Source organism: Rhodopseudomonas sp. WA056 (assembly GCF_010906995.1).
GTDB lineage: Bacteria > Pseudomonadota > Alphaproteobacteria > Rhizobiales > Xanthobacteraceae > Rhodopseudomonas > Rhodopseudomonas palustris_G.
Genome location: NZ_QPFS01000072.1, coordinates 1 through 24767 on the forward strand (window position 1 = coordinate 1; position 24767 = coordinate 24767).

26 protein-coding genes are annotated in these 24767 nt (G+C 64.9%); 15 read left to right on the forward strand and 11 right to left on the reverse strand.

Annotated features, from left to right (window positions below; translation table 11 throughout):
• Positions 1-560, forward strand: a 560-nt coding sequence (locus tag DU475_RS14775) for a GyrI-like domain-containing protein (protein WP_164632549.1), incomplete at its 5' end; no start/stop codon positions are given.
• Positions 557-1252, forward strand: a complete 696-nt coding sequence (locus DU475_RS14780; protein ID WP_164632550.1) for an SIMPL domain-containing protein — start codon at positions 557-559, stop codon at positions 1250-1252. The genes DU475_RS14775 and DU475_RS14780, both read left to right, overlap by 4 nt.
• Before the next feature lie 9 nt (positions 1253-1261).
• On the opposite strand, the gene DU475_RS14785 is transcribed toward DU475_RS14780, so the two are convergent.
• From DU475_RS14785 to DU475_RS14795, 3 genes are read right to left on the reverse strand one after another with little or no spacing between them, the layout of a single operon-like run.
• Positions 1262-2323, reverse strand: coding sequence for an MBL fold metallo-hydrolase (locus DU475_RS14785; protein ID WP_164632551.1), 1062 nt, complete (start codon positions 2321-2323; stop codon positions 1262-1264).
• Between the two features lie 4 nt (positions 2324-2327).
• Complete coding sequence (locus DU475_RS14790) at positions 2328-2732, reverse strand: type II toxin-antitoxin system VapC family toxin (protein WP_164632552.1); 405 nt, start codon at positions 2730-2732, stop codon at positions 2328-2330.
• A 2-nt stretch (positions 2733-2734) separates the two neighbouring features.
• The gene (locus DU475_RS14795) at positions 2735-2980 is read right to left on the reverse strand and encodes a type II toxin-antitoxin system Phd/YefM family antitoxin (RefSeq protein ID WP_164632553.1); all 246 of its coding nucleotides are present in this window, start codon (positions 2978-2980) and stop codon (positions 2735-2737) included.
• 266 nt (positions 2981-3246) lie between these two features.
• Between DU475_RS14795 and ffh the strand changes: the two genes are divergently transcribed.
• From ffh to leuC, 6 genes are all read left to right on the forward strand, one after another.
• A complete protein-coding gene (gene ffh / locus DU475_RS14800) occupies positions 3247-4791 on the forward strand; it encodes a signal recognition particle protein (protein ID WP_013500230.1) in 1545 nt (514 codons plus the stop codon).
• A gap of 170 nt (positions 4792-4961) precedes the next feature.
• The gene (gene rpsP, locus DU475_RS14805; RefSeq protein WP_011155812.1) at positions 4962-5282 is read left to right on the forward strand and encodes a 30S ribosomal protein S16; all 321 of its coding nucleotides are present in this window, start codon (positions 4962-4964) and stop codon (positions 5280-5282) included.
• A 12-nt stretch (positions 5283-5294) separates the two neighbouring features.
• Entirely contained in the window at positions 5295-5843 is a 549-nt protein-coding gene (gene rimM, locus DU475_RS14810) for a ribosome maturation factor RimM (protein WP_164632554.1), read from the forward strand.
• 122 nt (positions 5844-5965) lie between these two features.
• Positions 5966-6712 carry a tRNA (guanosine(37)-N1)-methyltransferase TrmD gene (gene trmD, locus DU475_RS14815; protein ID WP_164632555.1) on the forward strand — a complete coding sequence of 249 codons (747 nt, stop codon included), beginning with the start codon at positions 5966-5968 and terminating at the stop codon, positions 6710-6712.
• A gap of 113 nt (positions 6713-6825) precedes the next feature.
• Positions 6826-7215 carry a 50S ribosomal protein L19 gene (rplS, locus tag DU475_RS14820; RefSeq protein ID WP_011155809.1) on the forward strand — a complete coding sequence of 130 codons (390 nt, stop codon included), beginning with the start codon at positions 6826-6828 and terminating at the stop codon, positions 7213-7215.
• Between the two features lie 310 nt (positions 7216-7525).
• Positions 7526-8935: a 3-isopropylmalate dehydratase large subunit gene (gene leuC, locus DU475_RS14825; RefSeq protein ID WP_164632556.1), complete on the forward strand. Its 1410-nt coding sequence runs from the start codon at positions 7526-7528 to the stop codon at positions 8933-8935.
• 158 nt (positions 8936-9093) lie between these two features.
• Here the strand turns inward: leuC and DU475_RS14830 are convergent, their stop codons facing one another.
• The 3 genes from DU475_RS14830 to DU475_RS14840 form a co-directional block, all read right to left on the reverse strand.
• Complete coding sequence (locus DU475_RS14830; protein ID WP_246700329.1) at positions 9094-9408, reverse strand: hypothetical protein; 315 nt, start codon at positions 9406-9408, stop codon at positions 9094-9096.
• A gap of 110 nt (positions 9409-9518) precedes the next feature.
• The gene (locus DU475_RS14835) at positions 9519-9806 is read right to left on the reverse strand and encodes a hypothetical protein (protein ID WP_013500235.1); all 288 of its coding nucleotides are present in this window, start codon (positions 9804-9806) and stop codon (positions 9519-9521) included.
• Positions 9807-10044: 238 nt separating this feature from the next.
• Complete coding sequence (locus tag DU475_RS14840; RefSeq protein WP_080964166.1) at positions 10045-10374, reverse strand: hypothetical protein; 330 nt, start codon at positions 10372-10374, stop codon at positions 10045-10047.
• Positions 10375-10480: 106 nt separating this feature from the next.
• Between DU475_RS14840 and DU475_RS14845 the strand changes: the two genes are divergently transcribed.
• From DU475_RS14845 to DU475_RS14855, 3 genes are all read left to right on the forward strand, one after another.
• Positions 10481-10882 carry a metallopeptidase family protein gene (locus tag DU475_RS14845; RefSeq protein ID WP_164632557.1) on the forward strand — a complete coding sequence of 134 codons (402 nt, stop codon included), beginning with the start codon at positions 10481-10483 and terminating at the stop codon, positions 10880-10882.
• An 86-nt stretch (positions 10883-10968) separates the two neighbouring features.
• On the forward strand, positions 10969-11574 hold the full coding sequence (leuD, locus tag DU475_RS14850) for a 3-isopropylmalate dehydratase small subunit (protein ID WP_013500238.1): 606 nt from the start codon (positions 10969-10971) through the stop codon (positions 11572-11574).
• Between the two features lie 722 nt (positions 11575-12296).
• Entirely contained in the window at positions 12297-13988 is a 1692-nt protein-coding gene (locus DU475_RS14855; protein ID WP_164632558.1) for a methyl-accepting chemotaxis protein, read from the forward strand.
• A 100-nt stretch (positions 13989-14088) separates the two neighbouring features.
• Here the strand turns inward: DU475_RS14855 and DU475_RS14860 are convergent, their stop codons facing one another.
• Positions 14089-14967: an HpcH/HpaI aldolase/citrate lyase family protein gene (locus DU475_RS14860; RefSeq protein ID WP_013500240.1), complete on the reverse strand. Its 879-nt coding sequence runs from the start codon at positions 14965-14967 to the stop codon at positions 14089-14091.
• Between the two features lie 179 nt (positions 14968-15146).
• Here DU475_RS14860 and DU475_RS14865 point away from each other — a divergent pair, with 179 nt between their 5' ends.
• Positions 15147-15791 (forward strand): carbonic anhydrase, encoded by a 645-nt coding sequence (locus DU475_RS14865; RefSeq protein WP_164632559.1) that lies wholly within the window; start codon positions 15147-15149, stop codon positions 15789-15791.
• A 1083-nt stretch (positions 15792-16874) separates the two neighbouring features.
• Here the strand turns inward: DU475_RS14865 and DU475_RS14875 are convergent.
• Both DU475_RS14875 and DU475_RS14880 read right to left on the reverse strand, forming a co-directional pair.
• Positions 16875-17438, reverse strand: coding sequence for a TIGR00645 family protein (locus tag DU475_RS14875; RefSeq protein WP_164632561.1), 564 nt, complete (start codon positions 17436-17438; stop codon positions 16875-16877).
• Between the two features lie 134 nt (positions 17439-17572).
• Entirely contained in the window at positions 17573-18607 is a 1035-nt protein-coding gene (locus tag DU475_RS14880; RefSeq protein ID WP_164632562.1) for an aspartate-semialdehyde dehydrogenase, read from the reverse strand.
• A 115-nt stretch (positions 18608-18722) separates the two neighbouring features.
• Between DU475_RS14880 and DU475_RS14885 the strand changes: the two genes are divergently transcribed.
• Together DU475_RS14885 and DU475_RS14890 are read left to right on the forward strand one after the other, a co-directional pair.
• On the forward strand, positions 18723-19532 hold the full coding sequence (locus DU475_RS14885; RefSeq protein ID WP_142883904.1) for a hypothetical protein: 810 nt from the start codon (positions 18723-18725) through the stop codon (positions 19530-19532).
• A 143-nt stretch (positions 19533-19675) separates the two neighbouring features.
• Positions 19676-20077, forward strand: a complete 402-nt coding sequence (locus DU475_RS14890; RefSeq protein WP_013500245.1) for a hypothetical protein — start codon at positions 19676-19678, stop codon at positions 20075-20077.
• Between the two features lie 157 nt (positions 20078-20234).
• Here DU475_RS14890 and leuB read toward each other — a convergent pair whose 3' ends face one another.
• Together leuB and DU475_RS14900 are read right to left on the reverse strand one after the other, a co-directional pair.
• A complete protein-coding gene (gene leuB / locus DU475_RS14895) occupies positions 20235-21347 on the reverse strand; it encodes a 3-isopropylmalate dehydrogenase (RefSeq protein ID WP_164632563.1) in 1113 nt (370 codons plus the stop codon).
• A gap of 158 nt (positions 21348-21505) precedes the next feature.
• On the reverse strand, positions 21506-24073 hold the full coding sequence (locus DU475_RS14900; RefSeq protein WP_164632564.1) for a tetratricopeptide repeat protein: 2568 nt from the start codon (positions 24071-24073) through the stop codon (positions 21506-21508).
• Between the two features lie 148 nt (positions 24074-24221).
• On the opposite strand from DU475_RS14900, the gene DU475_RS14905 reads away from it, so the two are divergent.
• A partial coding sequence (locus DU475_RS14905) for a YbfB/YjiJ family MFS transporter (RefSeq protein WP_164632565.1) occupies positions 24222-24767 on the forward strand: 546 nt, incomplete at its 3' end.

Consider the following 24767-nt stretch of genomic DNA (forward strand, 5'->3'; position numbering starts at 1 on the left):
GCGAAACGCCGGCTGCGTCGCCTGCTCCCGCCACGCCCCCGGCTCCGTCAGCGACCCAGACCCCGGCGGCGCCGGTCGCTCCGGCGCCGGTGCAGACCGCCGATCCGTTCGGAGAAGAGAGCACGCTGGAGCCGAAGACGGTGGTGATCCTGAAGGGCAAGGCGAACTGGGACAACGCCTTCGACAGCCTGATGGATGCGTTCAAGGCGCTGACCGCGCTGCTCGACAAGCAGGGCATCGCGCCGAACGGCGACCCGATGATCGTCTACACCTCGACGGATGATTCCGGCTTCACCTTCCAGGCCCAAATTCCGGTGCCGCAGGAGCCGAAGAACCTCGCCAAGTCGATGAGCATCGGCAAATCGCCCGACGGCAAGGCGCTGAAATTCGTCCACCGCGGCTCCTACGACAACATGGACAACACCTACGAGGCGATCACCAACTTTCTCGACGACAAGAAGCTGGAAGCCAAGGACACCTTCATCGAGGAGTACGTCACCGACCCGCTGAAGACAGCCGAAGACAAGCTGGTGATCAACGTTTACGTGCCGATGAAATGAACATGCTCCGCTCGCTCTCCATCGCTGCTGCCTGCTGCCTGATCGTCGCGCTTCCGGCCCGCGCTCAGGACGCCCCGCCTCCGGGCATCGTCATGCGCGGCGAAGCCCACAAATCGGTCGCGCCCGACACCGCGCTGATCGAAGCCGGAGTGTCGAACTTCGCCAAGTCGGCCCGCGCCGCGGCGGAAGCCACCAATCTGGCGATCGGCAAGGTGCTGCTGGAGTTGAAGAACGCCGGCATCGACGGCAAGGACATCCAGACCTCGCAATTGTCGCTGCAGCCGCAATATGCCGACCGTCCCGGCCCGAGCGAGGTCACCGGCTATGTGGCCAAGAATATCGTGTCGGTGCGTGTCCGCGACATCGCGGCGGTGGCGGGCATTCTCGATCGGCTGGTGACGGCCGGCGCCAACGAGGTCCGCGGCATCAGCTTCACGGTCAGCAACGCATCGAAACTGCTCGATGAAGCGCGGACCGAAGCGGTCGCCGATGCGCGCCGCAAGGCCGAGATCTACGCCCGCGCCGCCGGTCTCGCGCTCGGCGCGCCGCAGTCGATCGCGGAAGATTCCGGCCCCGGCGTGATGCCGATGCGCAAGATGGCGGCCGACTTTGCCGCCGGTGCTCAGGTCGCGCCGGGCGAGCAAACCCTGAACGTGTCGGTCATGGTGAACTGGGGCATCAAGGCGCAGTAAGCGCGGCGCTCACAGCTCGAACACCTGCCCGGGTTTGAGCACCGCAAACCGGTCGCGCGGGATGCCGCCGGCGTCGAGCGCCGCATACAGCGCCTGCTCGGGGGCATCGATCGCCTCGTCGGTGAGCTGGAAGGTACCGTGGTGATTGGCGAGCGCGCGTTCGGCGCCGCAATCGGCCAGCGCCTTCACGGCATCGGCCGGGTTCATGTGCTGATCCTGCATGAACCAGCGCGGCTCGTAGGCACCGATCGGCAGGATCGCCAGCTTCAGCGGCGCGTGAGCGTCGCGGACGCGGCGGAAATGCCTGCCGTCGCCATAACCGGAATCGCACACCACGTAGATCTTGCCGGCGGGCGTTTCGAGCACGAAGCTCGCCCACAGTGCGCGGTTGCGGTCGAACAGCCCGCGCGCGGTCCAGTGCCGGGTCGGCACCAGCGTCATGGCGACGCGATCATTCAGTTCGACGCGGTCGCTCCAGTCGTAGGCTTCGGCGCGGATCGTGGCATCGTGCGCCGTCATCGTCAGATCGTTGCCGAGCGGCGTGATCACCCGCGGCCCATGCGCAGCGGCAAGCCGCGACAGCGTAGCCAGGTCGAGATGGTCGTAGTGGCCGTGTGACACCAGCACCACGTCGATCTTCGGCAGGCGGTCGAACGCGATGCCCGGATCGTTGTGCCGCTTCGGCCCGGCGAAGCTGACCGGCGACACCCGCTCCGACCATACCGGGTCGATCAGGATGTTTAGTCCGGCGGTCTGGATCAGCCAGCTCGCATGGCCGACGTAAACCAGCCGGACGCCGGCACCGTCCACACGCGGCGGCGGGGTGTCGGCGAACGGGCTCGGCGCCCACTCCGGCCATTGCGCCGGCTTGTGGCTGAACCGCCAGCGCATCACCTCCCAGAAGCTCTTCGGCGGCGCGCCATCGGGATCGAAGAAGCGCGTGCCATCGAAGTGATCGGTGACCGGGCCTTGGTAATAGCTCATGCGGGAGATCCAGAGGGAGGAAAGCCCGGCCGTGGCGGCAAGGCCGGCGGCTGTCGCCAGCAGACGGCGGCGCGTGATCAGGCTCATCCGCTCATGCGCCGACCAGCGTGACGCCTTCGGCGGTCGCCGCCCGGACCAATGCCGCGTCGAGCGTCGCCAGCCCGATCCGCTCGCGCTGCGCCAGCTCGAGATAGGCGGCGTCGTAGAAGCTGAGTTGATGGCGCCGCGCAAGCTGCATGACTGCGTCGCCGACAGGCAACGGCGCAACGCGGAGCGGGAGACTATCGAGGAATGCCAGGAATTGAGCCGACTGTTCCGGACTCGTTCGGCCGCGGCGCTCACCCTTCAAGAGCACTTGGCGGACTTCAAACCACCAGATTAGCGGGACAACCGCGCCCTCGTGCTCGAACCTCGCAAGCGCCGCATCGGCGGTCGAGTTTCGCTCGTCCGGGAAATGCCAAACGGCCATGAGCGAGACATCGATCACGAATGGCATCGCTATTCGCGACCTTCATTCTTCCAAGCAATGATCTCGTCGATCGTCGCCCCAGCCGCGCCGCTCCGCAATGCGCGGATGCCTTCAATCGCTTGGCGAGCTTCCTCTCTTCGCTTCTCGTCGAACGGTGGCGCCAGTTCGGCCTCGCTGACACCCTCGCGGCTGATCGTGACGGTTTCGCCACGCTCGACCTCATCGAGCAGTTTCGCGATATTGGCCCGCGCATCTGCCAAGCTGACGTGCTTCATGACCTTGGACCTCGTTAAGCTCTCGAAATATAGCGTCTTTCCGCGTAGTCGGGAGTCCCACCAAGGCACCGGAGTGCCGGATTTCTTGACTTCGGGGCGACGTGGCGTCTAGATGCGCGCGAAATCTCGAAAAGTGCTCTTTTCGATCCGCCGCCCGGTCCTGTGAGGCCGGAGGTCAACGTCCGACAGCGCGATGCGCCCTCGGGCGCCATAAGTGTTTGGTTTTGTAGGCCTTTCGCCGGAAGGCCGTCGCTGGAATTGGGCCGATGTTCGACAATCTGTCGGAAAAGCTGGGTGGCATTCTCGATCGGCTGACCGGGCGCGGTGCGCTCAGCGAGGCCGATGTCGACGCGGCGATGCGCGAAATCCGCCGCGCGCTGCTGGAAGCCGACGTCGCGCTCGAAGTGGTGCGCTCGTTCACCGAGCGGGTCCGCGAGCAGGCGGTCGGCGCCACCGTCGTCAAATCGGTCAAGCCCGGCCAGATGGTGGTCAAGATCGTCAATGACGAACTGATCGCCACGCTCGGTGCCGAGGTCCAGTCGATCGATCTGAACGCCGTGCCGCCGGTGCCGATCATGATGGTCGGTCTGCAGGGTTCAGGTAAGACCACCACCACCGCCAAGCTGGCGCGCCGCATGACTGAGCGCGACAAGCGCAAGGTGCTGATGGCCTCGCTCGACGTCTATCGCCCGGCCGCGATGGAGCAGCTCGCGGTGCTCGGCCGCGATCTGTCGATCGACACGCTGCCGATCGTCGCCGGTCAGCAGCCGCCGGATATCGCGCGGCGCGCGATGGAAGCCGGCAAGCTCGGCGGCTACGATGTCGTGCTGCTCGATACCGCCGGCCGCACCACGCTCGACGAAGAGATGATGACCGAGGCGGCTGAGATCAAAGCCGCCGCCAATCCGCACGAAGTGCTGCTGGTCGCCGACTCGCTGACCGGTCAGGATGCCGTCAACCTCGCCCGCGCGTTCGATCAGCGCGTCGGCCTCACCGGCATCGTGCTGACCCGAATCGACGGCGACGGCCGCGGCGGTGCCGCGCTGTCGATGCGCGCCGTCACCGGTAAGCCGATCAAGCTGATGGGCACCGGTGAAAAGACCGATGCGCTCGAAGACTTCCATCCGAGCCGGATCGCCAGCCGCATCCTCGGCATGGGCGATATCGTCTCGCTGGTCGAGAAGGCTGCGGCGACGCTGGATGCCGAAAAGGCCGCCGCCGTCGCCGAGAAGATGCGCAAGGGCAAGTTCGACCTGACCGACTTGCGCGATCAGTTGCTGCAGATGACCAAGATGGGCGGCATCGGCGGGCTGATGGGCCTGATGCCCGGCATCTCCAAGATGAAGAACCAGATCGCCGCCTCCGGCATCGACGACAAGGTGCTCAAGCGCCAGGTCGCGATCATCGATTCGATGACCCGCGAGGAACGCAAGAACCCCGACATCCTCAAGGCCAGCCGCAAGAAGCGGATTGCCGCCGGCGCCGGCATCAAGGTCGAGGACGTGAACAAGCTGCTGAAGATGCATCGCAACATGGCCGACATGATGAAGGCCGTGGGTCGCGGCAAGGGCGGCCCGATGGCCGGCTTCGCCAAGGCGATGGGCTTCGGCGGCGGCCTGCCCTCGCCCGACGAGATCAAGGCGATGCAGGAAAAGATGAAGAGCGGCGACATGCCCGAGGGCCTGCCGGAGCTGCCGAAGGACCTGCCGGCCTCGCTGCGCGGCGGCATGCCCAATCTGCCGGGCCTTACCGGCCTGTCCGGCAAGCCGACGCTACCGGGCCTCGGCGGCCTGTTCGGGAAGAAGAAATGAGCCCGAGCACTCCATCTCTTTTGTCATTCCGGGGCGCCGCGCAGCGGCGAACCCGGAATCTCTCTCTCGCAGAACAGCTCGGGATTCCGGGTTCGCGCTTCGCGCGCCCCGGAATGACGAACTAATCATTTAGTCACAATCACACACGAACCCCACCTAGGAGATCCGCAATGTCCGTCGTCATCCGCCTCGCGCGCGCTGGTACCAAGAAGCGCCCGTTCTATCACGTCGTCGTCGCCGACTCGCGCTTTCCGCGCGACGGCCGCTTCATCGAGCGTCTCGGCTACTTCAACCCGCTGATGGCCAAGGACAACGAAGCCCGCTTGAAGCTCGACCTCGACAAGGTCAAGGACTGGCTCGCCAAGGGCGCGCAGCCGTCGGACCGCGTGGCCCGCTTCCTCGACACCGCTGGTGTCCGCAAGCGTGAAGCCCGCAACAACCCGGAGAAGGCGGTGCCGCGCAAGGAGCGCAAGGCCGCCGACGGCAAGTAAGCGGGGCGGTTGATGCCGTCCGGGCTCACCTGCGTCGCCCGGCAAGTCTGCGTCGCGCGAATCGGCGCGCCGCATGGCGTGCGCGGTGCGGTGCGGCTGTGGAGCTTCACCGCCGATCCGTTCGCCGTGACCGACTACGGTCCGCTTCAGACCAAGGACGGCGCGCGCCAGTTCGAGATCGCCAGCGCACGCGAGGCCAAGAGCCATCTGGTGGTGACGCTGAAGGGCGTCACCACGCGCGACGAGGCCGAACGGCTGAACGGCGTCGAACTCTACGTGGCACGCGACAGGCTGCCGCCGACCGAGGCCGACGAGTACTACCACGCCGACCTGATCGGGCTCGCCGCCGTCACCACGGCGGGCGACGCGCTCGGCAAGGTGGTGGCGATCCATAATTTCGGCGCCGGCGACATCATCGAAATCGCACCGCCGTCCGGGCCGACGCTGCTGCTGCCGTTCACCAATGCGGTGGTGCCGACCGTCGACCTGGCGAGCGGAAAGGTCGTGATCGAACCGCCGAACGAGATCGAAGGCGACACGCCGAACCATCCGGAGGCGTGAGCCTCCAGTCACAGCCGTCATGCCCGGGCTTGTCCCGGGCATCCACGTCTGTGTTCGTCGCTATGCTGCAGAGTCGTGGATGGCCGGGACGAGCCCGGCCACGACGACGCATTGCCGAGATCATGACCTGGCGCGCCACTGTCCTCACCCTGTTTCCGGAGATGTTTCCCGGCCCGCTCGGCGTCAGCCTGGCGGGGCGGGCGCTGGCGTCCGGGCTGTGGGGCCTGGAGGCGCGCGATATCCGGGACTCGGCCACTGACCGACACCGCAGCGTCGACGACACCCCGGCGGGCGGCGGCCCCGGCATGGTGCTGCGGGCGGACGTGCTGGCTGCCGCAATCGACGCCGTGGACGCGGCTGCGGACCGGCCGCGTTTGGTCATGAGCCCGCGCGGCCGGCCATTGACCCAGGCCCGCGTCGCCGAGCTGGCGGCCGGCCCCGGGCCGCTGATCGTCTGCGGCCGGTTCGAGGGGATCGACCAAAGGGTGATCGACGCCCGCGGGCTCGAGGAGGTCTCGATCGGCGATTACGTGCTGTCGGGCGGCGAGATCGCCGCGATGGCCCTGATCGACGCCTGCGTCCGGCTGCTGCCCGGGGTGATGGGCAAGCTGGAATCTTCGACCGACGAGAGCTTTTCGGCCGGTCTGCTGGAATATCCGCAATACACCCGGCCGCAGAGTTTCGAGGGACGCCCGATCCCCGAGGTGCTGCTGTCGGGCGACCACGCCAAGGTGGCGGCGTGGCGGCTCGGCGAAGCCGAGGCCCTGACCAAGGCCCGGCGGCCGGATTTGTGGGCCGCTAAGCCGGCGCAAACCATTCGGGCAAAGGGCGAATCGCAAAAAACGCCAAAAAACAAGACGGACGGGTGACAAACCCCCAGGATTGCCGTATAGCACCGCCAAATCCGTGCAATGGCAGGACAATGGATCTTTGCGCAGCCCGCGCCGGGATGGTCGGGCGCGCCGCCGATGGAGAATTATCGATGAACCTGATTCAGACGCTCGAAAAAGAGCAGTTCGACAAGCTGTCGGCCGGCAAGACGATTCCGGAGTTCGGTCCCGGTGACACCGTGATCGTCAACGTCAAGGTCGTCGAAGGCGAGCGTTCGCGCGTGCAGGCCTATGAAGGCGTCTGCATCGGCCGCTCCGGCGGCGGCATCAACGAGAGCTTCACGGTGCGCAAGATCTCGTACGGTGAGGGCGTGGAGCGCGTGTTCCCGCTGCTGTCGCCGATGATCGACTCGATCAAGGTTGTGCGCCGCGGCAAGGTGCGTCGCGCTAAGCTGTATTACCTGCGCAACCTGCGCGGCAAGTCGGCCCGCATCGTCGAGAAGAAGCAGGACCGCACCGCTGCGGTTGCTGCGGCCGAGTAATCGGCGCTTCGACATTTTGGTTTTTCGAAAGCGCGGCCTTCGGGTCGCGCTTTTTTGTTGCGCCTGCGCTGAGCGCGGGCCTGCACGGCGAAACGTTGTGGCCCTGCCGCGACGTGCTATATGGATGGAATGTTTCCAAACCGCCGCCGCGCCTCGAAGATTGTGCTCGACGACCGCAGCCGCCTGCCGTGGCGGTTCTTCGGCCGGCTGACCACGGCCGCGCTGATTAGCTGATCAGCCGACGGCGCATTCGCGCCGCGCGATCCTGCTCACTTCGACAATTCAAAGATCCTTCCGAAGGACCGACACCATGTCCGCCAAGCCCACCACGCTGTACGACAAGATCTGGAACGACCATCTGGTCCACGAGGCCGAAGACGGCACCTGCCTGCTGTATATCGACCGCCATCTGGTGCACGAAGTCACTTCGCCGCAGGCGTTCGAAGGTCTGCGCACCGCCGGCCGCAAGGTGCATGCGCCGGAGAAGACGCTGGCGGTGGTCGATCACAACGTGCCGACCACGGATCGCTCCAAGCCCAATCCGGATCCGGAAAGCGCCGAGCAGATCGCCGCGCTGGCCGAGAACGCCCGCGACTTCGGCATCACCTACTACAACGAGTTCGACAAGCGTCAGGGCGTGGTCCACGTCATCGGCCCGGAGCAGGGCTTCACGCTGCCGGGCACCACGATCGTCTGCGGTGACAGCCACACCTCGACCCACGGCGCGTTCGGCGCGCTGGCGCACGGCATCGGCACCTCCGAGGTCGAGCACGTGCTGGCGACCCAGACGCTGATCCAGAAGAAGGCCAAGAACATGCGGGTGACTGTCGACGGCCGTTTGCCGGACGGCGTCACCGCCAAGGACGTGATCCTGGCGATCATCGGTGAGATCGGCACCGCGGGCGGTACCGGCTACGTGCTGGAATATGCCGGCGACGCGATCCGCTCCCTGTCGATGGAAGGCCGCATGACGGTCTGCAACATGTCGATCGAAGGCGGCGCCCGCGCCGGCCTGATCGCGCCGGACGAGCGCGCCTATGAGTTCCTGAAGGGCCGTCCGCTGGCGCCGAAGGGCGAGGCCTGGGACGCGGCGATGCGCTATTGGGACACGCTGCGCTCCGACGACGGCGCGCATTTCGATCACGAGCTGAAGCTCGACGCCGCTGCGCTGCCGCCGATCGTCACCTGGGGCACCAGCCCCGAGGACGTGATTTCGGTCACCGGCCGCGTGCCGAACCCGGGCGACATCGCCGATGAAGCCAAGCGGCTCTCCAAGGAGCGCGCGCTGGCCTATATGGGTCTGACCCCGGGCACCAAGATCACCGACATCAAGATCGACCGGATGTTCATCGGCTCCTGCACCAACGGCCGCATCGAGGACCTGCGCGCCGCCGCCAAGGTCGCCGAGGGCAAGACCGTCAACGCCAACGTCAACGCGATCATCGTGCCGGGTTCCGGTCTGGTGAAGGAGCAGGCCGAAGCCGAGGGGCTGGACAAGATCTTCATCAAGGCCGGCTTCGAGTGGCGCGAGCCGGGCTGCTCGATGTGCCTGGCCATGAACCCCGACAAGCTGGCGCCGGAAGAGCGCTGCGCCTCGACCTCGAACCGCAACTTCGAGGGCCGTCAGGGCTTCAAGGGCCGCACCCATCTGGTGTCGCCGGCGATGGCCGCCGCCGCCGCGATCGCCGGCCACTTCGTCGACATCCGCGACTGGCACTGACGACGGCGATCCGGCTCGCAGCCGGACTTCTTGAGTCTTCGTTCGACAAAACAGCGAACAGGCGTCCCTCGGGGCGCCTGTTCTGCTTTGCGGATCGCGTCGCGCTCAGAATTGCACGTGGCGATGGCCAAACGAGCGATCAGAACGCGCTCCCAGGCTTACCACGACGGCCCGAGGCCCCAGCCGAAGCCGAACGGGAAGAACGGCGACACCGGGTCGGGCCGGTACCAATGCGGGTGGGCATTGTAGTCGTAGGCGCCGCGCGGCGCGTAAACATGGGTCCGGCGCGGTGCCGGAGACCGCCGGGCGTGGCGCCGCTGTTCGACCCGATGCCGCCGCTGCCGCGCGCCGACGTCGGTCGGTTGCGAGGCCGTCACCACCGGCACCTGGTCCGAAACCGATGGGTTTGCGTCGGCCGGGCCTGCCGCCCCGAGCGCCGCCGCCATAATGGCCGCTCCGATCCATGCTCGCATCGTCACCTCCATCGGTCGCAGGTGCGGATGATGTCGGCCTCCGCGGCAGAATTGCAACCTTCCCGACGACAACGGGCCCGTCCTGCGGGCCCGTTGGTAACTGTTCGGTATCAGCGCCAGTGGCGGTGATGACGGTAGTGGTGGCGGTGATGCCGGTAGTGCCGCGGCGGAGCGTAGTAGCGCCGAACGTGATGGTGACGGTACGCGCGAGGGTGGTGCCGGTGGTAGTGACGATGGCGGCGGTACTGTACCTCGGTCACCTCCGGCATCGCGCCGCGTTGGACCGCGGTCGCAATGCCCGGGGTCGCCAGCGGCGCCGCCTGCGCGCGGTCGCCGGGCGCCGCGATCAGCAACAGGCCGGCGATTGCAGCCAGGCCGGCGAATTTCCAGATTTTCATACGTGACTCCTTGGTTGGCGACGTGCGTCCTCCCGCCGGGCGGTCGGCGTGCGTGCCGCGAGGCATGACCCCCTGACGATCAGGCTGAAGGGCGCGACGTGAATGCGGAGTGAATGCGTCCCCGCGCGACGGCAATGCGCGATGTACAGCCGAAGTTCCGAGCCGCGAGCGGCTTTGCTCGGTACCGGGCGTACCGAATGGCGGCCGGGATCGTGCCGCCGTCAGGAACCTGCGGCGCTCAGCCGCGCCGCCAGAAACAATTCATCCGCGGCACGATGACGGTGCCGCTCGGCCGATATTCCTGCACATAGGTCGCGCTGCAGTCGCGCACCGCATTGCGGCCGGGATCGTAGCGCGGAACCACGCCGTCGCCGTCGTCGCGCGGATAGATCGGCAGGCGCCGCGGCGGCCGGGCACGCTCCTGCGCCGAAAAGTCGGTCGAGCGCTCGGCACTTGCCGGAGCGGCCTGTTGGGCCTGCGCCGAGGCGGCCGTCGGCAGGCCCAAAGCCAGCGCCAGCCCGAGCGTTGCCGCCGCGATCGTGACCCGCTCCATCTCCACCCGATACATGCTGCCATCCGCCCCTTCAAAGCCCCGCGGCAACGTCCCCGATCGCGGCGCCGTCGTCAACCGCAAGCCGCTTGCCGCCCCCGGCCGATCGCGTACAACGGCGGTCATGTGGATCGCCGCCAAAGCCCCGTCGCTGGCCGAACTGGAACAGATGGCGCACGAGATGTTCGCCAAGCTGCCGGCCGAGTTCCGTTCGCTGTGTGAGGACGTCGTCATCAGGGTCGACGATTTCGCCACCGAGGAGGTGCTCGATGAGCTGGGGGCGGAAAGCGAATTCGATGTGCTCGGCCTGTTCCAGGGCATCGGCCTGCCGCAGCGTTCCAGTCAGGACGTCGCGCCGATGCCCAACATGATCTGGCTGTACCGTCGTCCGATCCTGGATTATTGGGCCGACCACGACGACAGCCTCGGGGAGATCGTCCGCCACGTGCTGGTTCACGAGATCGGCCACCATTTCGGACTGTCGGACGACGACATGGAGGCGATCGAGGCCAAGGCCGACGACTGATCGCAGCGGGACCGTCTTCCCTATCCGACGCTTGACCGCCCGTGACGGGGCGCTATGACCTTTCACCAAATCCCGGAGACCTGACGATGGACAAGTTCACCACGCTGGAAGGCGTCGCGGCGCCGCTGAAGATCATCAATGTCGACACCGACATGATCATCCCCAAGCAGTATCTGAAGACCATCAAGCGCACTGGTCTCGGCAAGGGCCTGTTCTCGGAGCAGCGCTACAAGGACGACGGCAGCGAGAACCCGGATTTCATCCTCAACAAGCCGGCCTATCGCGGCGCCAAGATCCTGGTCGCCGGCGACAATTTCGGCTGCGGTTCGAGCCGCGAGCACGCCCCCTGGGCGCTGCTCGATTTCGGCATCCGCTGCGTGATCTCGACCTCGTTCGGCGACATCTTCTACAACAACTGCTTCAAGAACGGCGTGCTGCCGATCCGGGTGTCGCAGGCCGATCTCGACAAGCTGTTCGACGATGCCGAGCGCGGCGCCAACGCCACGATGACGATCGATCTGCCGGCGCAGGAAATCCGCGGCCCGGACGGCGGTGCGATCAAGTTCGAGATCGACCCGTTCCGCAAGCACTGCCTGATCAACGGCCTCGACGACATCGGCCTGACGCTGGAAAAGAAGCCGTCGATCGACGCATATGAGACCAAGCTGAAGACCGAGCGCGCCTGGGCGTAACGCCTCGGCTCTCCCTGCCCGGGGTGGGAGACGTCCGCGGCGGCCGCTTTTGCTCGGTCGGACTGGGCGCGGATCAAGCTTTGTGATGGCCGGGCTCGCCCCGGCCATTTTCGTCTTTGTCGGAACGTCGGCCGCGAGGCGTGCAGTCACGGGTCCAGGCAGCACCTCGAGCTGGTCTGTGCCTGACATCGTTGGTTGAGTTTCAACCAGGCCCTTAGGCTCCCTGGAGCGGCACCGCACCGGTCAATCTACGAACCGCGCTATGCGACCACGCAATTGCGTCTGCGCTCGCTTCGAGGTTCTTCCACGGCGCCGACGCTTGCATCGGCCGGAGGCGCCGCCTCGTCTGATCGAGTGCAATGACGATGCCATATGTGACGCGGATTCGATTCGCGATCGTGCCACGATGGTCGTATGGACTCCCGCGCCGCGTCGTCGCAATCCATGCCGTGCTACGCGGCTCGAAGCCGCAAGCGGCGGCGCGCGCGTCACCCGGCCTCGCCGGGAACTAATCGTTCGGAAGTACGCCGCAATTCTTGCGAACTAGAAGTAATCGAACGGCGACGCCGCATCTTCGATACGGCCGTGTTCGTGCGCCTGTGACATGAGGAAATCTGTCGGTCGCACGTAGAATTTTCGCGTCTCGATTTTGCTTGGCGTAACGTCGTCTTAAGCCGGCGGAACTAATCCGATCGAAATCTGATCCTCCCGAGACGAACGTCATGAAAATCCGTCTGTCGATCACGACGATGATCGTCACTTTCGCCGTGGTTGTTCTGGTCAGCATCACGGCGATGCTGACAGTCAATCTGCTGGCGCTCAATCAGTTGCGTATCGGCGGGCCACTGTATTCGCAGATCAAGCTGGGCAACGATCTGGTCGCCGACATCCTGCCGCCGCCGGCCTATGTGATCGAAGCCTATCTCGAAACGACGCTGGCGCTGCGCCGACCGGCCGAATGGAGCGCGCATGCGTCCAAGCTCGAACAGCTTCGCCGCAATTATCTGGACCGGCACAGATACTGGTCGGCCTCCGGGCTCGAACCTACGTCGAAGGCACGGCTGACCGTCGATTCCGATGCCGAGGTGCAGAAGTTCTGGACGGTGGCCGAGCAGGAGCTGATCCCGGCGCTGCGAGCCGGCGACCAGGCGGCGGCGGAAGCCGCCTATGCGAAGCTGGAAAAGGCCTACGCGGCTCACCGCGTCATCATCGACGACATCGTCGAGCGCGCTCACGTGGCAAATGCCGAACTGGAAACTGAAGCCGCTCGCCAGGTCGGGAGTTACTCGACCATCGTTTGGATTCTGTCCGGCTTTGCAGTGCTTCTGATCGGGCTCGGGGTCGCCGGATTGGCGTTCGGCATGGTCCGGCCGCTGGTGCGGCTCACCGCCGCCATGCAGGCGATGGCTGCCGGCGTCCGCGATGTGGTGATCCCGGGTGCCGGGCGCAGCGACGAAATCGGCGGGATGGCAAAGGCGATCGCCGCGATCAAGACCAACGCCGAGCACAAGGCCGGCGAAGAGGCCGCCGAAAAGAGTCGGCAGGAGCACCTTGCCGCCGAGCGGCGCAGGGCCGATATGGCGCGGCTCGCCGACGGCTTTGAAGACGCGGTCGGCGAGATCATCAAGACGGTGTCGGCTGCCGCAAACGAGCTGGAGGCGGCTGCGCACTCCCTGTCCTCCACTGCGGCGCGCTCGCTCGATCTCGCGGCCGGCGTCGCGGAGTCGTCGCAGGAGGCGTCCGCCGGCGTGCAGTCGGTGGCGTCCGCCAGCGAGGAACTGACCGCGTCGGTACACGAGATCGGGCGGCAGGTGCAGACTTCTGCCACGGTAGCCAATGAAGCCGCCGATCAGGCGCGCCGGACCAATGAACGGGTCGGCGAATTGTCGGCGGCCGCGGCGCGGATCGGCGACGTCGTCGAGCTGATCAGCACGATCGCGGGCCAGACCAACCTGCTGGCGCTCAATGCCACCATCGAAGCGGCGCGGGCCGGCGACGCCGGCCGTGGCTTCGCGGTGGTCGCGGCGGAGGTCAAGGCTCTGGCCGAACAGACCGGCAAGGCGACCGGCGAGATCGGCCAGCAGATCACCGGCATTCAGGCGGCGACCGGCGAGTCGGTTGCGGCCATCAAGGAGATCTGCTCGATCATCGGCCAGATGTCGGAGATCTCCTCCTCGATCGCGTCCGCGGTCGAAGAGCAGGGCATGGCCACCAAGGATATCGCCGTCAACATCCAGCACGCCGCCCACGGCGCTTCGCAGGTCGACGCCGATATCGCCCGCGTTCAGGCCGGCGCCCGCGAGACCGGCGCGGCCTCGGTCCAGGTGCTCTCCGCGGCGCAATCGCTGTCGAGCGAAAGCAGCCGCCTGCGCGCCGAGGTCGGCAATTTCCTGGCCTCGGTGCGGGCGGCCTGACGAGCGCGCTGCTACCAGCCACAAACACCGTCATTCCGGGTTCGCTCACTTCGTGAGCGCCCCGGAATGACTGCCAAGTTGCTGATGCCCGTTAACGGCCTTAATGGCCCGCCGTTTCGATCGCATCCGCGATCGCAATCGTCTTCCTGGCGATCTCGGCGTGCAGCCGTTCGACCATGCGGCCGTCGAGCTGGATCGCGCCGCGGCCCTGGTTCTCCGGGCGCTCGAACGCGGCGAGGATCTTGCGGGCCTGCGCGACGTCTTCCGCCGGCGGCGTAAAGGCGGCGTTGCAGGCGTCGATCTGGCCGGGATGGATCAGCGTCTTGCCGTCGAACCCGAGATCGCGGGCCTGCGCGCACTCTTCGGACAGGCCGTCGACATTGCCGATGTCGCTGTACGGACCATCCAGCGCGATCAGGCCGTGAACCCGGGCGGCGAGCACGCAACGCGTGATCATCGGCAGCATGGTGGAACGCCCGGGCAGCATCCGGATGCCGGTCTCGCGCGAGATGTCGTTGGGGCCGAACACGAAGCCTTCCAGCCGGGACTTGGCATCGTGCTTCTGCGCCGCCAGTTCCTCGGCGTGCAGCACGCCGCGCGCGGTCTCGATCATGATCCAGACCCGGATCGACGGATCGGCGCCGAGTTCGGCGAGCCTGTTGCCGACGGTGGCGATGTCCTCGATGGTCGAGACCTTCGGCACCAGAATGCCGTCGGGCCCGGCCTTTGCGGCCATCGCGACGTCGTCCTGCCACCACGCGGTGTCGAGCGCGTTGATCCGCACCAGCACCTCGCGCTTGCCGTAGCCCTTGGCCGCCACCGCAGCGGCGATCTGGTCGCGCGCGACATCCTTGGCGTCCGGCGCCACCGCGTCTTCGAGGTCCAGGATCAGGCCGTCGGCGGGCAGCAGCCGGGCTTTTTCGAGCGCTCGCGCGTTCGATCCCGGCATGAACAACAGGCTGCGGCGCGGTCGGATCATGGTTCCCCCCTGGCGATACGAAAATCGCCCGAGGCGATAGCATCCCGGCCGCCGGGCCGGAAGGCTTGTTCGCGGTCGCATCCTGTGATTATCGGTGCGGGATCAGGCGCGCGCGTATCCTGGTCGCATCGCATCCCGCTCGCATACGCGCCATTGTCCACCATGGAGAGACCGCGCCGATGACCTCTTTTCCGACGTCCCTGATCTCGGGCTACGAAGCGTTCCGAAGCCAGCGGCTGCCGACCGAGCAGAGCCGCTATCGCGAACTCTCCGAGCGCGGTCAGTCGCCGGAGGTGATGGTGATCGGCTGCTGCGACAGCCGCGTCTCGCCGGAGGTGATTTTCGACGCCGGGCCGGGTGAGATCTTCGTGGTGCGCAACGTCGCCAATCTGGTGCCGGTGTACGAGCCCGACGGCGGCGCCCACGGCGTTTCGGCAGCGCTGGAATTCGCCGTGCAGGTGCTCAAGGTGAAGCACATCGTGGTGCTCGGCCATGCCCAGTGCGGCGGCATCAAAGCCTTTACCGACAAAACCCCGCCGCTGACCGAGAGCGATTTCATCGGCCGCTGGATGCAGATGTTCACCAAGCCCGGCGAAGTCGTCGAAAAGCGCGACCACGAAACCGTGCAGGACTTCCGCACCCGGATCGAGAAGGCCGCGGTGTTCCGCAGCATCGAGAACCTGATGACCTTCCCCTGTATCCAAATATTGGTCGAGCGCGGCCGGCTGCACCTCCACGGCGCCTATTTCGGCGTCGCCGACGGCGAGCTCTACGTGCTCGATCAGGACAGCAAGCAGTTCGTGCCGGTCGTGAAGGTGGTGTGAGGGTGGAAGGGCCTCTTCTGCAGAGTCAAGGCGAGCTAGCTCAAGTTTGGAACGAATAACTAAATCTTCGCGTTGCGGTCATAGACGATATGATGATGGCGGCGTGCCACCGCCTGAAGATCGAAATGCAGTCTGGCATCGAGAAAGACATCTGACCATGACCGAAGAAAGATCGATGTGTCAGGTCATCGAGTTTTCGCCCCGAGATCGACCCCATAAGACAGACGCTAAGCCAAAGCTCTACGATAAATTTAGGCCAAAGAGTGAGGCATGGACCGTGGTCCATGCCTCCGATTGTGGGCTGCATGACGCTCCTGCTAATCAGCAGAGGACTTGTACATGCGGGCTAGGTCAAGCTGAGCAATGATCCCGCGAGTCATTGCTTTATCATTCATCTTGTATCCCGGCCGTGGACCATAGAATGGAGTGTCTGTCAGCTGTATCGTTCTAATCCGGTCAACGCGGAAGAGCTTCCAGTGGATGTGCTCTCCTGACATCGACGCTCCGTCGGTTTGAAAAGCCCGTAGCAGAATTTGGCCATCAGATCCGTAGCCGAGCGCATGGGGCTCGATCACGCGGGTCCCTGGATCGTACCAGAGGCTAACCTTGGCCTGACGGAGGATCGCAGTCGCAAGTAGGGCATGCATACCAAGCTCCTTGGTAAGGCGAGACCGAGCTTGACCGCGATTCCCAACCGTGATTCGATGGGGTGTGACTAACCGCTTTCCGCTCTCGGCCCCAAGGGTTAAGCGGAACCGAAATGTCTAACCGTCTTAAGCCCTGGCCGGCTTGGGACGGTTTTTCGTTTCGGGCCGAAACCAAACATCAAGCATGTTCGGATTCGGGTCAACAATTAGCGCGGGTTCCTGAATCAAATACAAAATATGGTGGAGCAGCCAGAGAAGGCCGGCGCTTAGGCTTTGTAAGCGCTTGTTTCGAAAACAAAAATTATTGGCGTTTACGTAAGAGCGCAGGAGCAGAAATCCACAGACGTTGGGGACAAATGGGGCATCTCTACGATCGCTGAGCTAGCCGCTTAGTGATTCCCTGGTATTCCGAAGCGCCCTGATGAGATTGCTGCGCTTAGTGCCCGCCCTTGTCGTTGCTGCCATGGCCGCCCCAGCGATCGGACAGCGCCATGATCAGGGTCGAGACCACGAACACCAGATGAATACCGACCAGCCAGGCGAGCTTGGTTGTGTCGTAGCCGGTATCGAGATTCATGAATGCCTTCAGGACCTGAATCGCCGAGATTGCGACGATCGAGGCTAGCAGCTTCTGCTTCAGCCCGGCGAAGTCGACCTTCGTCATCCATTCCGGCCAATCGGGATGGTCGCGCGGATCGATCCGCGACACGAAGTTTTCGTAGCCGGAGAACACCACGATTAGTACCAGATTGCCGGTCAGCGAGACGTCGATCAGGCTGAGCACGCCGAGGATGATGTCGGATTCCTTGGCGAGGGTGGCGTGCAGGATCAGTTCGGCGAGCAGCACCACGAATTTGTACAGCAGCACCAGCAGGCTGATCACCAGCCCGAAATAGAACGGCGCCATCAGCCAGCGGCTGTTGAACAGCACGGTCTCGAAGCCGCGCTCGACGCGCTTGGTGGCGGAGGACGAGGTCGGCGGATCGGGCTGGTCGGTCATGGCAGGTCCGTCGGCGATGGAGCTGCGCCAGCCTAGCGCGGCTGCGGCCTTTCGTCAGTACCGTTGCGCACTATGAACGCAAATGGCCGGGGACGAGCCCCGGCCATCCGCAATCAGTACCGATCTGCGGCGGACTATGCCGCCTGCTTCTTGGCGGTGATCAGCTTGCGGTTGATCAGCGCCTCGGCGATCTGGATCGCGTTCAGCGCCGCGCCCTTGCGCAGGTTGTCGGACACGCACCACAGCACCAGGCCGTTCTCGACCGTCGCATCCTCGCGGATGCGGCTGATGTAGGTGGCGTCTTCGCCGGCGGCTTCGTACGGCGTGACGTAGCCGCCCGGCCCGTGCTTGTCGATCCCGAGGCAACCCGGCGCCTTGCGCCGGATCTCGCGCGCCTCGTCGGCGGTGATCGGGTTCTCGAACTCGATATTGACCGCTTCGGAATGGCTGACGAACACCGGCACCCGCACGCAGGTCGCGGTCAGCTTGATCTTGGGGTCGAGGATCTTCTTGGTCTCGACCACCATCTTCCACTCCTCCTTGGTAAAGCCGTCTTCCATGAAGACGTCGATCTGCGGGATGAGGTTGAAGGCGATCCGCTTGGGGAACTTCTTATTCACCAGCTCGTCGTTGGTGTAGACGGCCTTGGTCTGCGAGAACAATTCGTCCATCGCGTCCTTGCCGGCGCCCGACACCGACTGATAGGTCGACACCACCACGCGCTTGATCTTGGCGTGATCGTGCAGCGGCTTCAGCGCCACCACGAGCTGCGCGGTCGAGCAGTTCGGATTGGCGATGATGTTCTTCTTGGTGAAGCCGGCGGCGGCCGCGGCGTTCACTTCCGGCACGATCAGCGGCACGTCCGGGTCCATCCGCCACGCCGACGAATTGTCGATCACGACCGCGCCCTGCTGGCCGATCTTGGGCGACCACTCCTTCGACACCTCGCCGCCCGCCGACATCAGGCAGATATCGACGTCGCTGAAGTCGTAGTGCTCGAGCGCCTTGCATTTCAGGGTTTTGTCGCCGTAGCTCACCTCGACGCCGACCGAGCGGCGCGATGCCAGCGCCACCACCTCGTCGGCCGGGAATTTGCGTTCGTCCAGAATGGCGAGCATTTCACGCCCGACATTGCCGGTCGCACCCACTACCGCGACTTTGTAACCCATCGTTCACTCTCCGAAGGAATTTGCTCCGCTGCGGCAGGCCGCAGCAAGGAGAAGTCAGCGCTTCTATGCGAGAAACGCCGCTGACACAACGTATTACCCTTTCGAGCCCGCGCCAATGCGAAGCAACCCGGCCCTCCGCGCCGCCGCCCATCCGTCCCGGATTCACCCGGCGCTGCGCAGTTTCGCCGACGAATGCCGCGACACCGTGCTGCGGATGCTGGCCTATGTCGGCGCGCTGGCGCTGATCGGCCTGATCGTGTTCTACAGCGCCAATCCGTTGACCGACGCCGCGATCACCGCGGCGGTCACCGCCGAGCCTGAGCCGGGCTGGAGCGTGGCGCCGCGCTCCTCTCCGGCGTTCGCGGTCAGCCAGCTCGATTGGCCGGGAAAATCCGACAGCACCGAAATCCTTCGCCACCCCGACGGCGGCCGCAAGGACGTGGTGCGGATTGCAGCGCCCGGCGAGCCGGTGGCGGCCGAGATCGAGGTCTACCGGATCGGCAGCGAGGCATCCCGGCTGGCGCCTGAAGTGGAGCTGGCGGCGCGGATGGACCCGGGCGGCACCGCCGCGCTCGAGGCCGCCGGGGTGATCGAAACCAAATTCGGCCCGGTGCCGCTGTTCGGAACGGCCGGCGGCGATCGTCCGGCTGGCGCCTGTCTCGGCTTCGTCAAGCCGATCGAGACGGCCGGCCTGCGGATCTCGGGCTTTTCCTGCCGTGGTGACACCGGGCCGCAGCGTCGGGCCGCGGTTGCCTGCCTGCTCGACCGGCTGGTGCTGCTGAGCGGGGACGCCGCCACCGCGGCCGCGTTCGCGCAGGCCGAGCTGCGGCGGGAACGCTGCGCGCCGAATCAGCTTCCGGCCGCGTCGGCCTCCGCCGATTGGGTGACCGGCGTGCAAGACCCGGTGCTGCGGGGGCGGCTGTGATCGCCGGGGCCGCTCCGTGCCGGCTAACGCGCTGGAGTTGATGCAACATTTCGGCCTCGCGCGGATTGAATGATTGTCACGCGGTGTTGCCGGATTGACCTTGTGGCCGGCGTGCGGCGACGGCTACAAAGGACGAACCTGGAATGCGCCTGCCGATGGGGACCCCGATGCTCGTGAAATCCACTGCCGCCAGACTGTTGCCGGTGCTGCTCGCGGCAGCCGCCGTTGCCTTGATCGGCACCAGCACCGCCGATGCCGCGCCGAAGAAGAAGCGGGTTTACAGCACCTCCGACCAGATCCGCTACGGCGCCCGCGGCCCGAACGTCGTGTATCAGTCCGGTCCGCGTACCCGGGTTTACGTCACCAAGCGGTCCTGGCTCGATGCCGGCACCGAGGTGCTGCCGGGTGACCGCAAGTTCAGCGATTACGCTTTCCCGCCGGGTTATTCGTTCGCCCGCGAGAACGGTCAGCGTCCGCTCGACCGCTGGCCGCTCAACCCGGCGTCCGACCTCGGCGGCTATCCGACCGCTTTCCCGCTGTACTGATCGGCGCGTCCTGTCGGAAACACGAACGCCCGGCGTGAGCCGGGCGTTTTGTTTGAGCCTTAGCCGGCGATCGAAGCGCCTGCCGGCGCCTGATCCTGAGGCGCCGGGCGAGGCTTGAAGAGCCTGGCCGCGGCGTCTCGAAGGATGCGGCAACACCTCAGCCGTGCAGCGCCTGCAACTCGGCGACGATCGCTTCGCCCATCTGCGAGGTCGAGATCACTGTGGTGCCTTCGCTCTTGATGTCGGCGGTGCGCAGGCCCTTGGCCAGCACCGCGGCGATCGCTTCGTCGAGCTTGTCGGCGAGCGCGCCCATGTCGAGCGAATAGCGCAGCGCCATGCCGAACGAGGCCAGCATCGCCACCGGATTGGCCATGCCCTTGCCGGCGATGTCCGGGGCGGAGCCGTGCACCGGCTCGTACATCGACTTGCGCTTGCCGGTCTTGGCGTCGACTTCGCCGAGCGAGGCCGACGGCAGCATGCCGAGCGAGCCGGTCAGCATCGCGGCGATGTCGGACAGCATGTCGCCGAACAGGTTGTCGGTGACGATGACGTCGAACTGCTTCGGCCACTTGACGAGGTTCATGCCGCCGGAATCGGCGAGCTGGTGCTCGAGCTGCACCGTCTTGTATTCGCGGTCGTGCACCTGGGTCACCACCTCGTTCCAGAGCACGCCCGTCTTCATGACGTTGCGCTTCTCCATCGAGGTCACCTTGTTGCGGCGTTTCTGCGCCAGGTCGAAGGCGACGCGGGCGATGCGCTCGATCTCGTAGGTGTCGTAGACCTGGGTGTCGATCGCGCGCTTCTGGCCACCTCCGAGGTCGGTGATGGTCTTCGGCTCGCCGAAATACACCCCGCCGGTCAGCTCGCGGACGATCATGATGTCGAGGCCCTCGACCACGTCGCGCTTCAGGCTGGAGGAATCCGCCAGCGCCGGGTAGCAAACCGCCGGGCGCAGATTGGCGAACAGGCCGAGATCCTTGCGCAGCCGCAGCAGGCCGGCCTCGGGGCGGGCGTCGTACGGCACGCCGTCCCACTTCGGACCGCCGACCGCGCCGAAGATCACCGCGTCGGAGGCGTGCGCCAGCGCCATCGTAGCGTCGGTGATCGCCACCTTGTCGGCATCATAGGCGGCGCCGCCGACCAGCCCGTGCTCGGTCTCGAAGCTGGCAATGCCGGCCTTGTTGAGCCAGTCAATCAGCCGGCTGACCTCGGCCATCACTTCGGTGCCGATGCCGTCGCCGGGGAGCAGGAGCAGTTTATGCGTCGCCATTTGAGACCTCGAGATGATTGAGGTCGTCATGCCCGGGCTTGACCCGGGCATCCATCTCTTCGGGAAGACGCTGGATTGCCGGGTCAAGCCCGGCAATGACGGCCTGGAAAATTGCGCCGAGTGCTAAAACGCCGTTGCCGGCTTGGCAAGACCATTGCTCAGGTCGGGTCAAGGCTCCTGAGCTTTGCTCGGAACATCCTCGTCCTTGCATGATCGGGCCCTAGGACCTTTTCGCAGATAGCCAGCGCAGCTTCCAAATACACCTTTGCACTTGAGCGATCGGACTCGGCGAGAAGATCACCCAGGTTGTACAGGCTCGATGCGGTGTCGAGATGATCCGCTCCGAGCACCTTTTCACGAATCGCAAGAGCGCGTTCGTAATGTATTCTCGCTTCCGCAAGATTACCGAGTGAGTGCAATGTAAGTCCGATACCGTTAAAACTTGATGCCGTCAGGTGATGGTCTGGCCCCAGCATCTTTAGATTGATTGCAAGCGCACGTTCGAAATATTGCCTTGAAGCAAAAAATTCACCCTGCTCCAGGAGGACCCCTCCGATATTGTGCAAGCAGAACGCAGTATGGGGATGATCTACACCTAGAGTATTCTTGCAAATGGAAAAGGCACGCTCAAAATATAGTCTTGCCGGGGAGAGGTCTCGTAGTTCTAGTAGCAATCCACCTAAATTGTTCAATGCAAGCGCCGTGTGCGAGTGATCAGGACCAAACACCTTCTCGTTGATGGCCAACGCTCGCATAAAATGAGGTTTTGCTGCAACAAGATCGCCACGCGCGAGAAACAGAAGGCCTAAATTGTTGACGCAGCTCGCCGTGTGCTCATGGTTGTTGCCTTGGATTTTTTCAACAATTTCCAAGGCACGGAGATAGTACGGCTCAGCGGCGACCAGATCTCCCATTTCTTGAAGAATATGTCCGAAGTTGTTTAGGCTCTCCGCTGTATCGAGGTGAAAAGGACCAAGTTTCTGCTCCCGAATTTGAAGCGCACTTTCATAGCACCGCCTCGCCGAAGTAAGGTCGCTCTGCTTTTGGAGGAGGAAGCCGAGATTATTCAAACTTGTTGCAGTCTCGGTGCTATCGAGGCCAAAGGATATCTCGGCAGTCACGACAGCTTGACGCCAGAGCGTGGCCGCGTCCGAATACCGAGCAGCTTCATATACGGGCCTCACTATTGGACCAAGCCAATCGATGTACTCTCGAGGTGCTAGGCGCATTTTGACATCGGCAGCCTCGAAAAGGACTGCTATCGTCGCATCAGTGACTTCGAGGGGCGAGCTAACCGTGGCACGATCGTTATAGTGTTCAAACAAGACTTGCAGGGTTGCTATCCTAGTGTCGACATCGAGCATCTGACGGATCGCATCCGAAATTATGCCGTGCATCGACAGGTACCCATCAGAGGCCTTGGTTAGGAACGACAGGTCGTCGATGGTGTCGAAGGCGTCGAGCGGCAGCCCTGTATGGTAGGTCTTAACGATGTGCTCGAACGCCGCGCGGTCGAACCGCCGGGCGCACGCGAGCCGTCTCAGCGTGCTCTGCAACGGCTGGCCGTAATCTCGTAGCACGCGTGCTACGATTTCTCGGCGGCGGCTGGTAAAGTCCGTAGCGGCGACGTTGAACGTCGCCGGTTCAATCGGCTTGCGAGCGACCTCCAGCGTGCGCCAATGCTCGACTTGCAGATCAAGCATCAAAGGATATATCGGGGCATCGACGGCGGTTGTTTCGCGCGCGCCTTCGATTATCGCCTTGCGCAGGTCGGAATCGTCGATCGGGATTGCGCGTAGGAATTCGTCGGCGTCCTTGTCCGCGAGACCGCCGAGCAGATGCTGAGAGCCTTCGAGGGCAGGTGCCCAGTCGGGGTCGTCCTCCCAAGGCAACCGTTCCCGAGAGAAGAACACGGCGAGCAGACCATTGGCCTCGCGCACCAGCGTCCGCAGATGCCGGTCGAACGGGTTCTCGCGCAGGATCGCGCCAGCGGAGCCCTCATCGAACACCCGCTCGTACTCGTCGACGAACAGCACGAAACGCTCGTCCGGATGTCCAGCCAGGTAGTGATTGAGGTCCTGAGCCAGTATCCACGGCAGCAACTCGGAAATCTCGTGCGGCTTCCTCAGGTCGCCGTCGCGGTAGAGTTCCTGAAGCGCCTCGCGGGTGTGATGCAGATAAGCGGCGTGACCCTTGTCGATCACCCAGCCGCTGATCTTCTTGACCAGAAAGCCGACGCCGGGAATCTCCGCAACCGCGTCACCGAGATTCTCCAGCGCAACCTTCGAGCCACCCGCCGCGCCCTCGCCCACCACCTCCTTGGCTTTTCCCAGCCATGCCTTGGTGAGTTTGGGGGAGGGTTGTTCGCTACGGGTGGCTTCCCAGGCGATCGCGAGAGCCAGATCGAAACAGGGCAGCGCCACTCCGGCGTCAGCGAAGCCGTTGCGAATCCAGACCAGCAGCAAATCAGGGTCGGTCTTCGGCCTGCCGTGCAGGTCCAACTCCGCGCGCCGGAGAAACTGGTAAGACGGATCGGTACAGGTCCGATGCATCAGTTCACGGCACAGCGCGGTCTTTCCCTGACCGCCGATGCCATAGAACGTCAACAGGCGGCTGTTGTCGGCGGGAATGGCGAACGCCGCCTGTTCAAACACCCGGAGCGGCCCGTCGCGATTGACGAAGACCTTGTTGGCAGCGGGAAGCGATTTCAGGCGTGGCGGGTTCATCGGGGCCAAAGATTGTATGCGCAAGCGCCTACAATCAAGCGAGACGAAGGGCCATCGAGCGCCGTTGCCGGCTTGGCAAGACAGTGTTGCGCCCGACTCGGTTGCCCGAACGGCGATCTCCCTGCCACAATGGCGGCGGGAGAAACGCTTGACCCTGCTCGACCGCACCGAGGCGCCGGCCCATCCCGCGCGCCTGATCCTGATCCTGTCGCTCGCGCCCACCGTGGGGCTGGGGATCGGCCGGTTCGCCTATTCGCTGCTGCTGCCGGACATGCGCGACAGCCTGGCCTGGTCGTATTCGGCCGCCGGTTTCATGAATACCATCAATGCCGCGGGCTATCTGGCCGGGGCGCTGGTCGCCTCCCGGCTGGTGCAGCGCTACGGCCTGTCGGCGATCGTCCGGGTCGGCACGCTGGCCTGCGTGGCGTCGCTGGCGCTGTGCGCGCTGTCGGGCAATTTCGTGCTGCTGTCGGCGGCGCGGCTGATCGCCGGGGTCGGCGCGGCGCTGGCCTTCGTGGCCGGCGGGGCGCTGGCGACCACGATCGCGCAGGCGCAGCCGGCGCGCTCGGCGTTCCTGCTCAGCCTGTTCTATGCCGGACCGGGGATCGGCATCCTGGCGTCGGGGTTGATCACGCCGTTCCTGCTGCAGGCGGCCGGCCCCGGCTCGTGGGGGGTCGGCTGGCGGGGGCTTGCC

Bases quoted from the DNA above. Each gene is read 5' to 3' on its own strand.
- leuD (WP_013500238.1), top strand. From the start codon at position 10,969: ATGGACAAGTTCACCACGCTGGAAGGCGTCGCGGCGCCGCTGAAGATC.
- DU475_RS14840 (WP_080964166.1), bottom strand. From the start codon at position 10,374: ATGTATCGGGTGGAGATGGAGCGGGTCACGATCGCGGCGGCAACGCTC.
- DU475_RS14890 (WP_013500245.1), top strand. From the start codon at position 19,676: ATGCGCCTGCCGATGGGGACCCCGATGCTCGTGAAATCCACTGCCGCC.
- DU475_RS14860 (WP_013500240.1), bottom strand. From the start codon at position 14,967: ATGATCCGACCGCGCCGCAGCCTGTTGTTCATGCCGGGATCGAACGCG.
- leuC (WP_164632556.1), top strand. From the start codon at position 7,526: ATGTCCGCCAAGCCCACCACGCTGTACGACAAGATCTGGAACGACCAT.
- DU475_RS14855 (WP_164632558.1), top strand. From the start codon at position 12,297: ATGAAAATCCGTCTGTCGATCACGACGATGATCGTCACTTTCGCCGTG.
- DU475_RS14875 (WP_164632561.1), bottom strand. From the start codon at position 17,438: ATGACCGACCAGCCCGATCCGCCGACCTCGTCCTCCGCCACCAAGCGC.
- DU475_RS14865 (WP_164632559.1), top strand. From the start codon at position 15,147: ATGACCTCTTTTCCGACGTCCCTGATCTCGGGCTACGAAGCGTTCCGA.
- DU475_RS14790 (WP_164632552.1), bottom strand. From the start codon at position 2,732: ATGCCATTCGTGATCGATGTCTCGCTCATGGCCGTTTGGCATTTCCCG.
- ffh (WP_013500230.1), top strand. From the start codon at position 3,247: ATGTTCGACAATCTGTCGGAAAAGCTGGGTGGCATTCTCGATCGGCTG.
- rimM (WP_164632554.1), top strand. From the start codon at position 5,295: ATGCCGTCCGGGCTCACCTGCGTCGCCCGGCAAGTCTGCGTCGCGCGA.
- DU475_RS14830 (WP_246700329.1), bottom strand. From the start codon at position 9,408: ATGCGAGCATGGATCGGAGCGGCCATTATGGCGGCGGCGCTCGGGGCG.
- DU475_RS14880 (WP_164632562.1), bottom strand. From the start codon at position 18,607: ATGGGTTACAAAGTCGCGGTAGTGGGTGCGACCGGCAATGTCGGGCGT.
- rpsP (WP_011155812.1), top strand. From the start codon at position 4,962: ATGTCCGTCGTCATCCGCCTCGCGCGCGCTGGTACCAAGAAGCGCCCG.
- trmD (WP_164632555.1), top strand. From the start codon at position 5,966: ATGACCTGGCGCGCCACTGTCCTCACCCTGTTTCCGGAGATGTTTCCC.
- DU475_RS14900 (WP_164632564.1), bottom strand. From the start codon at position 24,073: ATGAACCCGCCACGCCTGAAATCGCTTCCCGCTGCCAACAAGGTCTTC.
- DU475_RS14835 (WP_013500235.1), bottom strand. From the start codon at position 9,806: ATGAAAATCTGGAAATTCGCCGGCCTGGCTGCAATCGCCGGCCTGTTG.
- leuB (WP_164632563.1), bottom strand. From the start codon at position 21,347: ATGGCGACGCATAAACTGCTCCTGCTCCCCGGCGACGGCATCGGCACC.
- DU475_RS14845 (WP_164632557.1), top strand. From the start codon at position 10,481: ATGTGGATCGCCGCCAAAGCCCCGTCGCTGGCCGAACTGGAACAGATG.
- DU475_RS14885 (WP_142883904.1), top strand. From the start codon at position 18,723: ATGCGAAGCAACCCGGCCCTCCGCGCCGCCGCCCATCCGTCCCGGATT.
- DU475_RS14785 (WP_164632551.1), bottom strand. From the start codon at position 2,323: ATGAGCCTGATCACGCGCCGCCGTCTGCTGGCGACAGCCGCCGGCCTT.
- DU475_RS14780 (WP_164632550.1), top strand. From the start codon at position 557: ATGAACATGCTCCGCTCGCTCTCCATCGCTGCTGCCTGCTGCCTGATC.
- DU475_RS14795 (WP_164632553.1), bottom strand. From the start codon at position 2,980: ATGAAGCACGTCAGCTTGGCAGATGCGCGGGCCAATATCGCGAAACTG.
- rplS (WP_011155809.1), top strand. From the start codon at position 6,826: ATGAACCTGATTCAGACGCTCGAAAAAGAGCAGTTCGACAAGCTGTCG.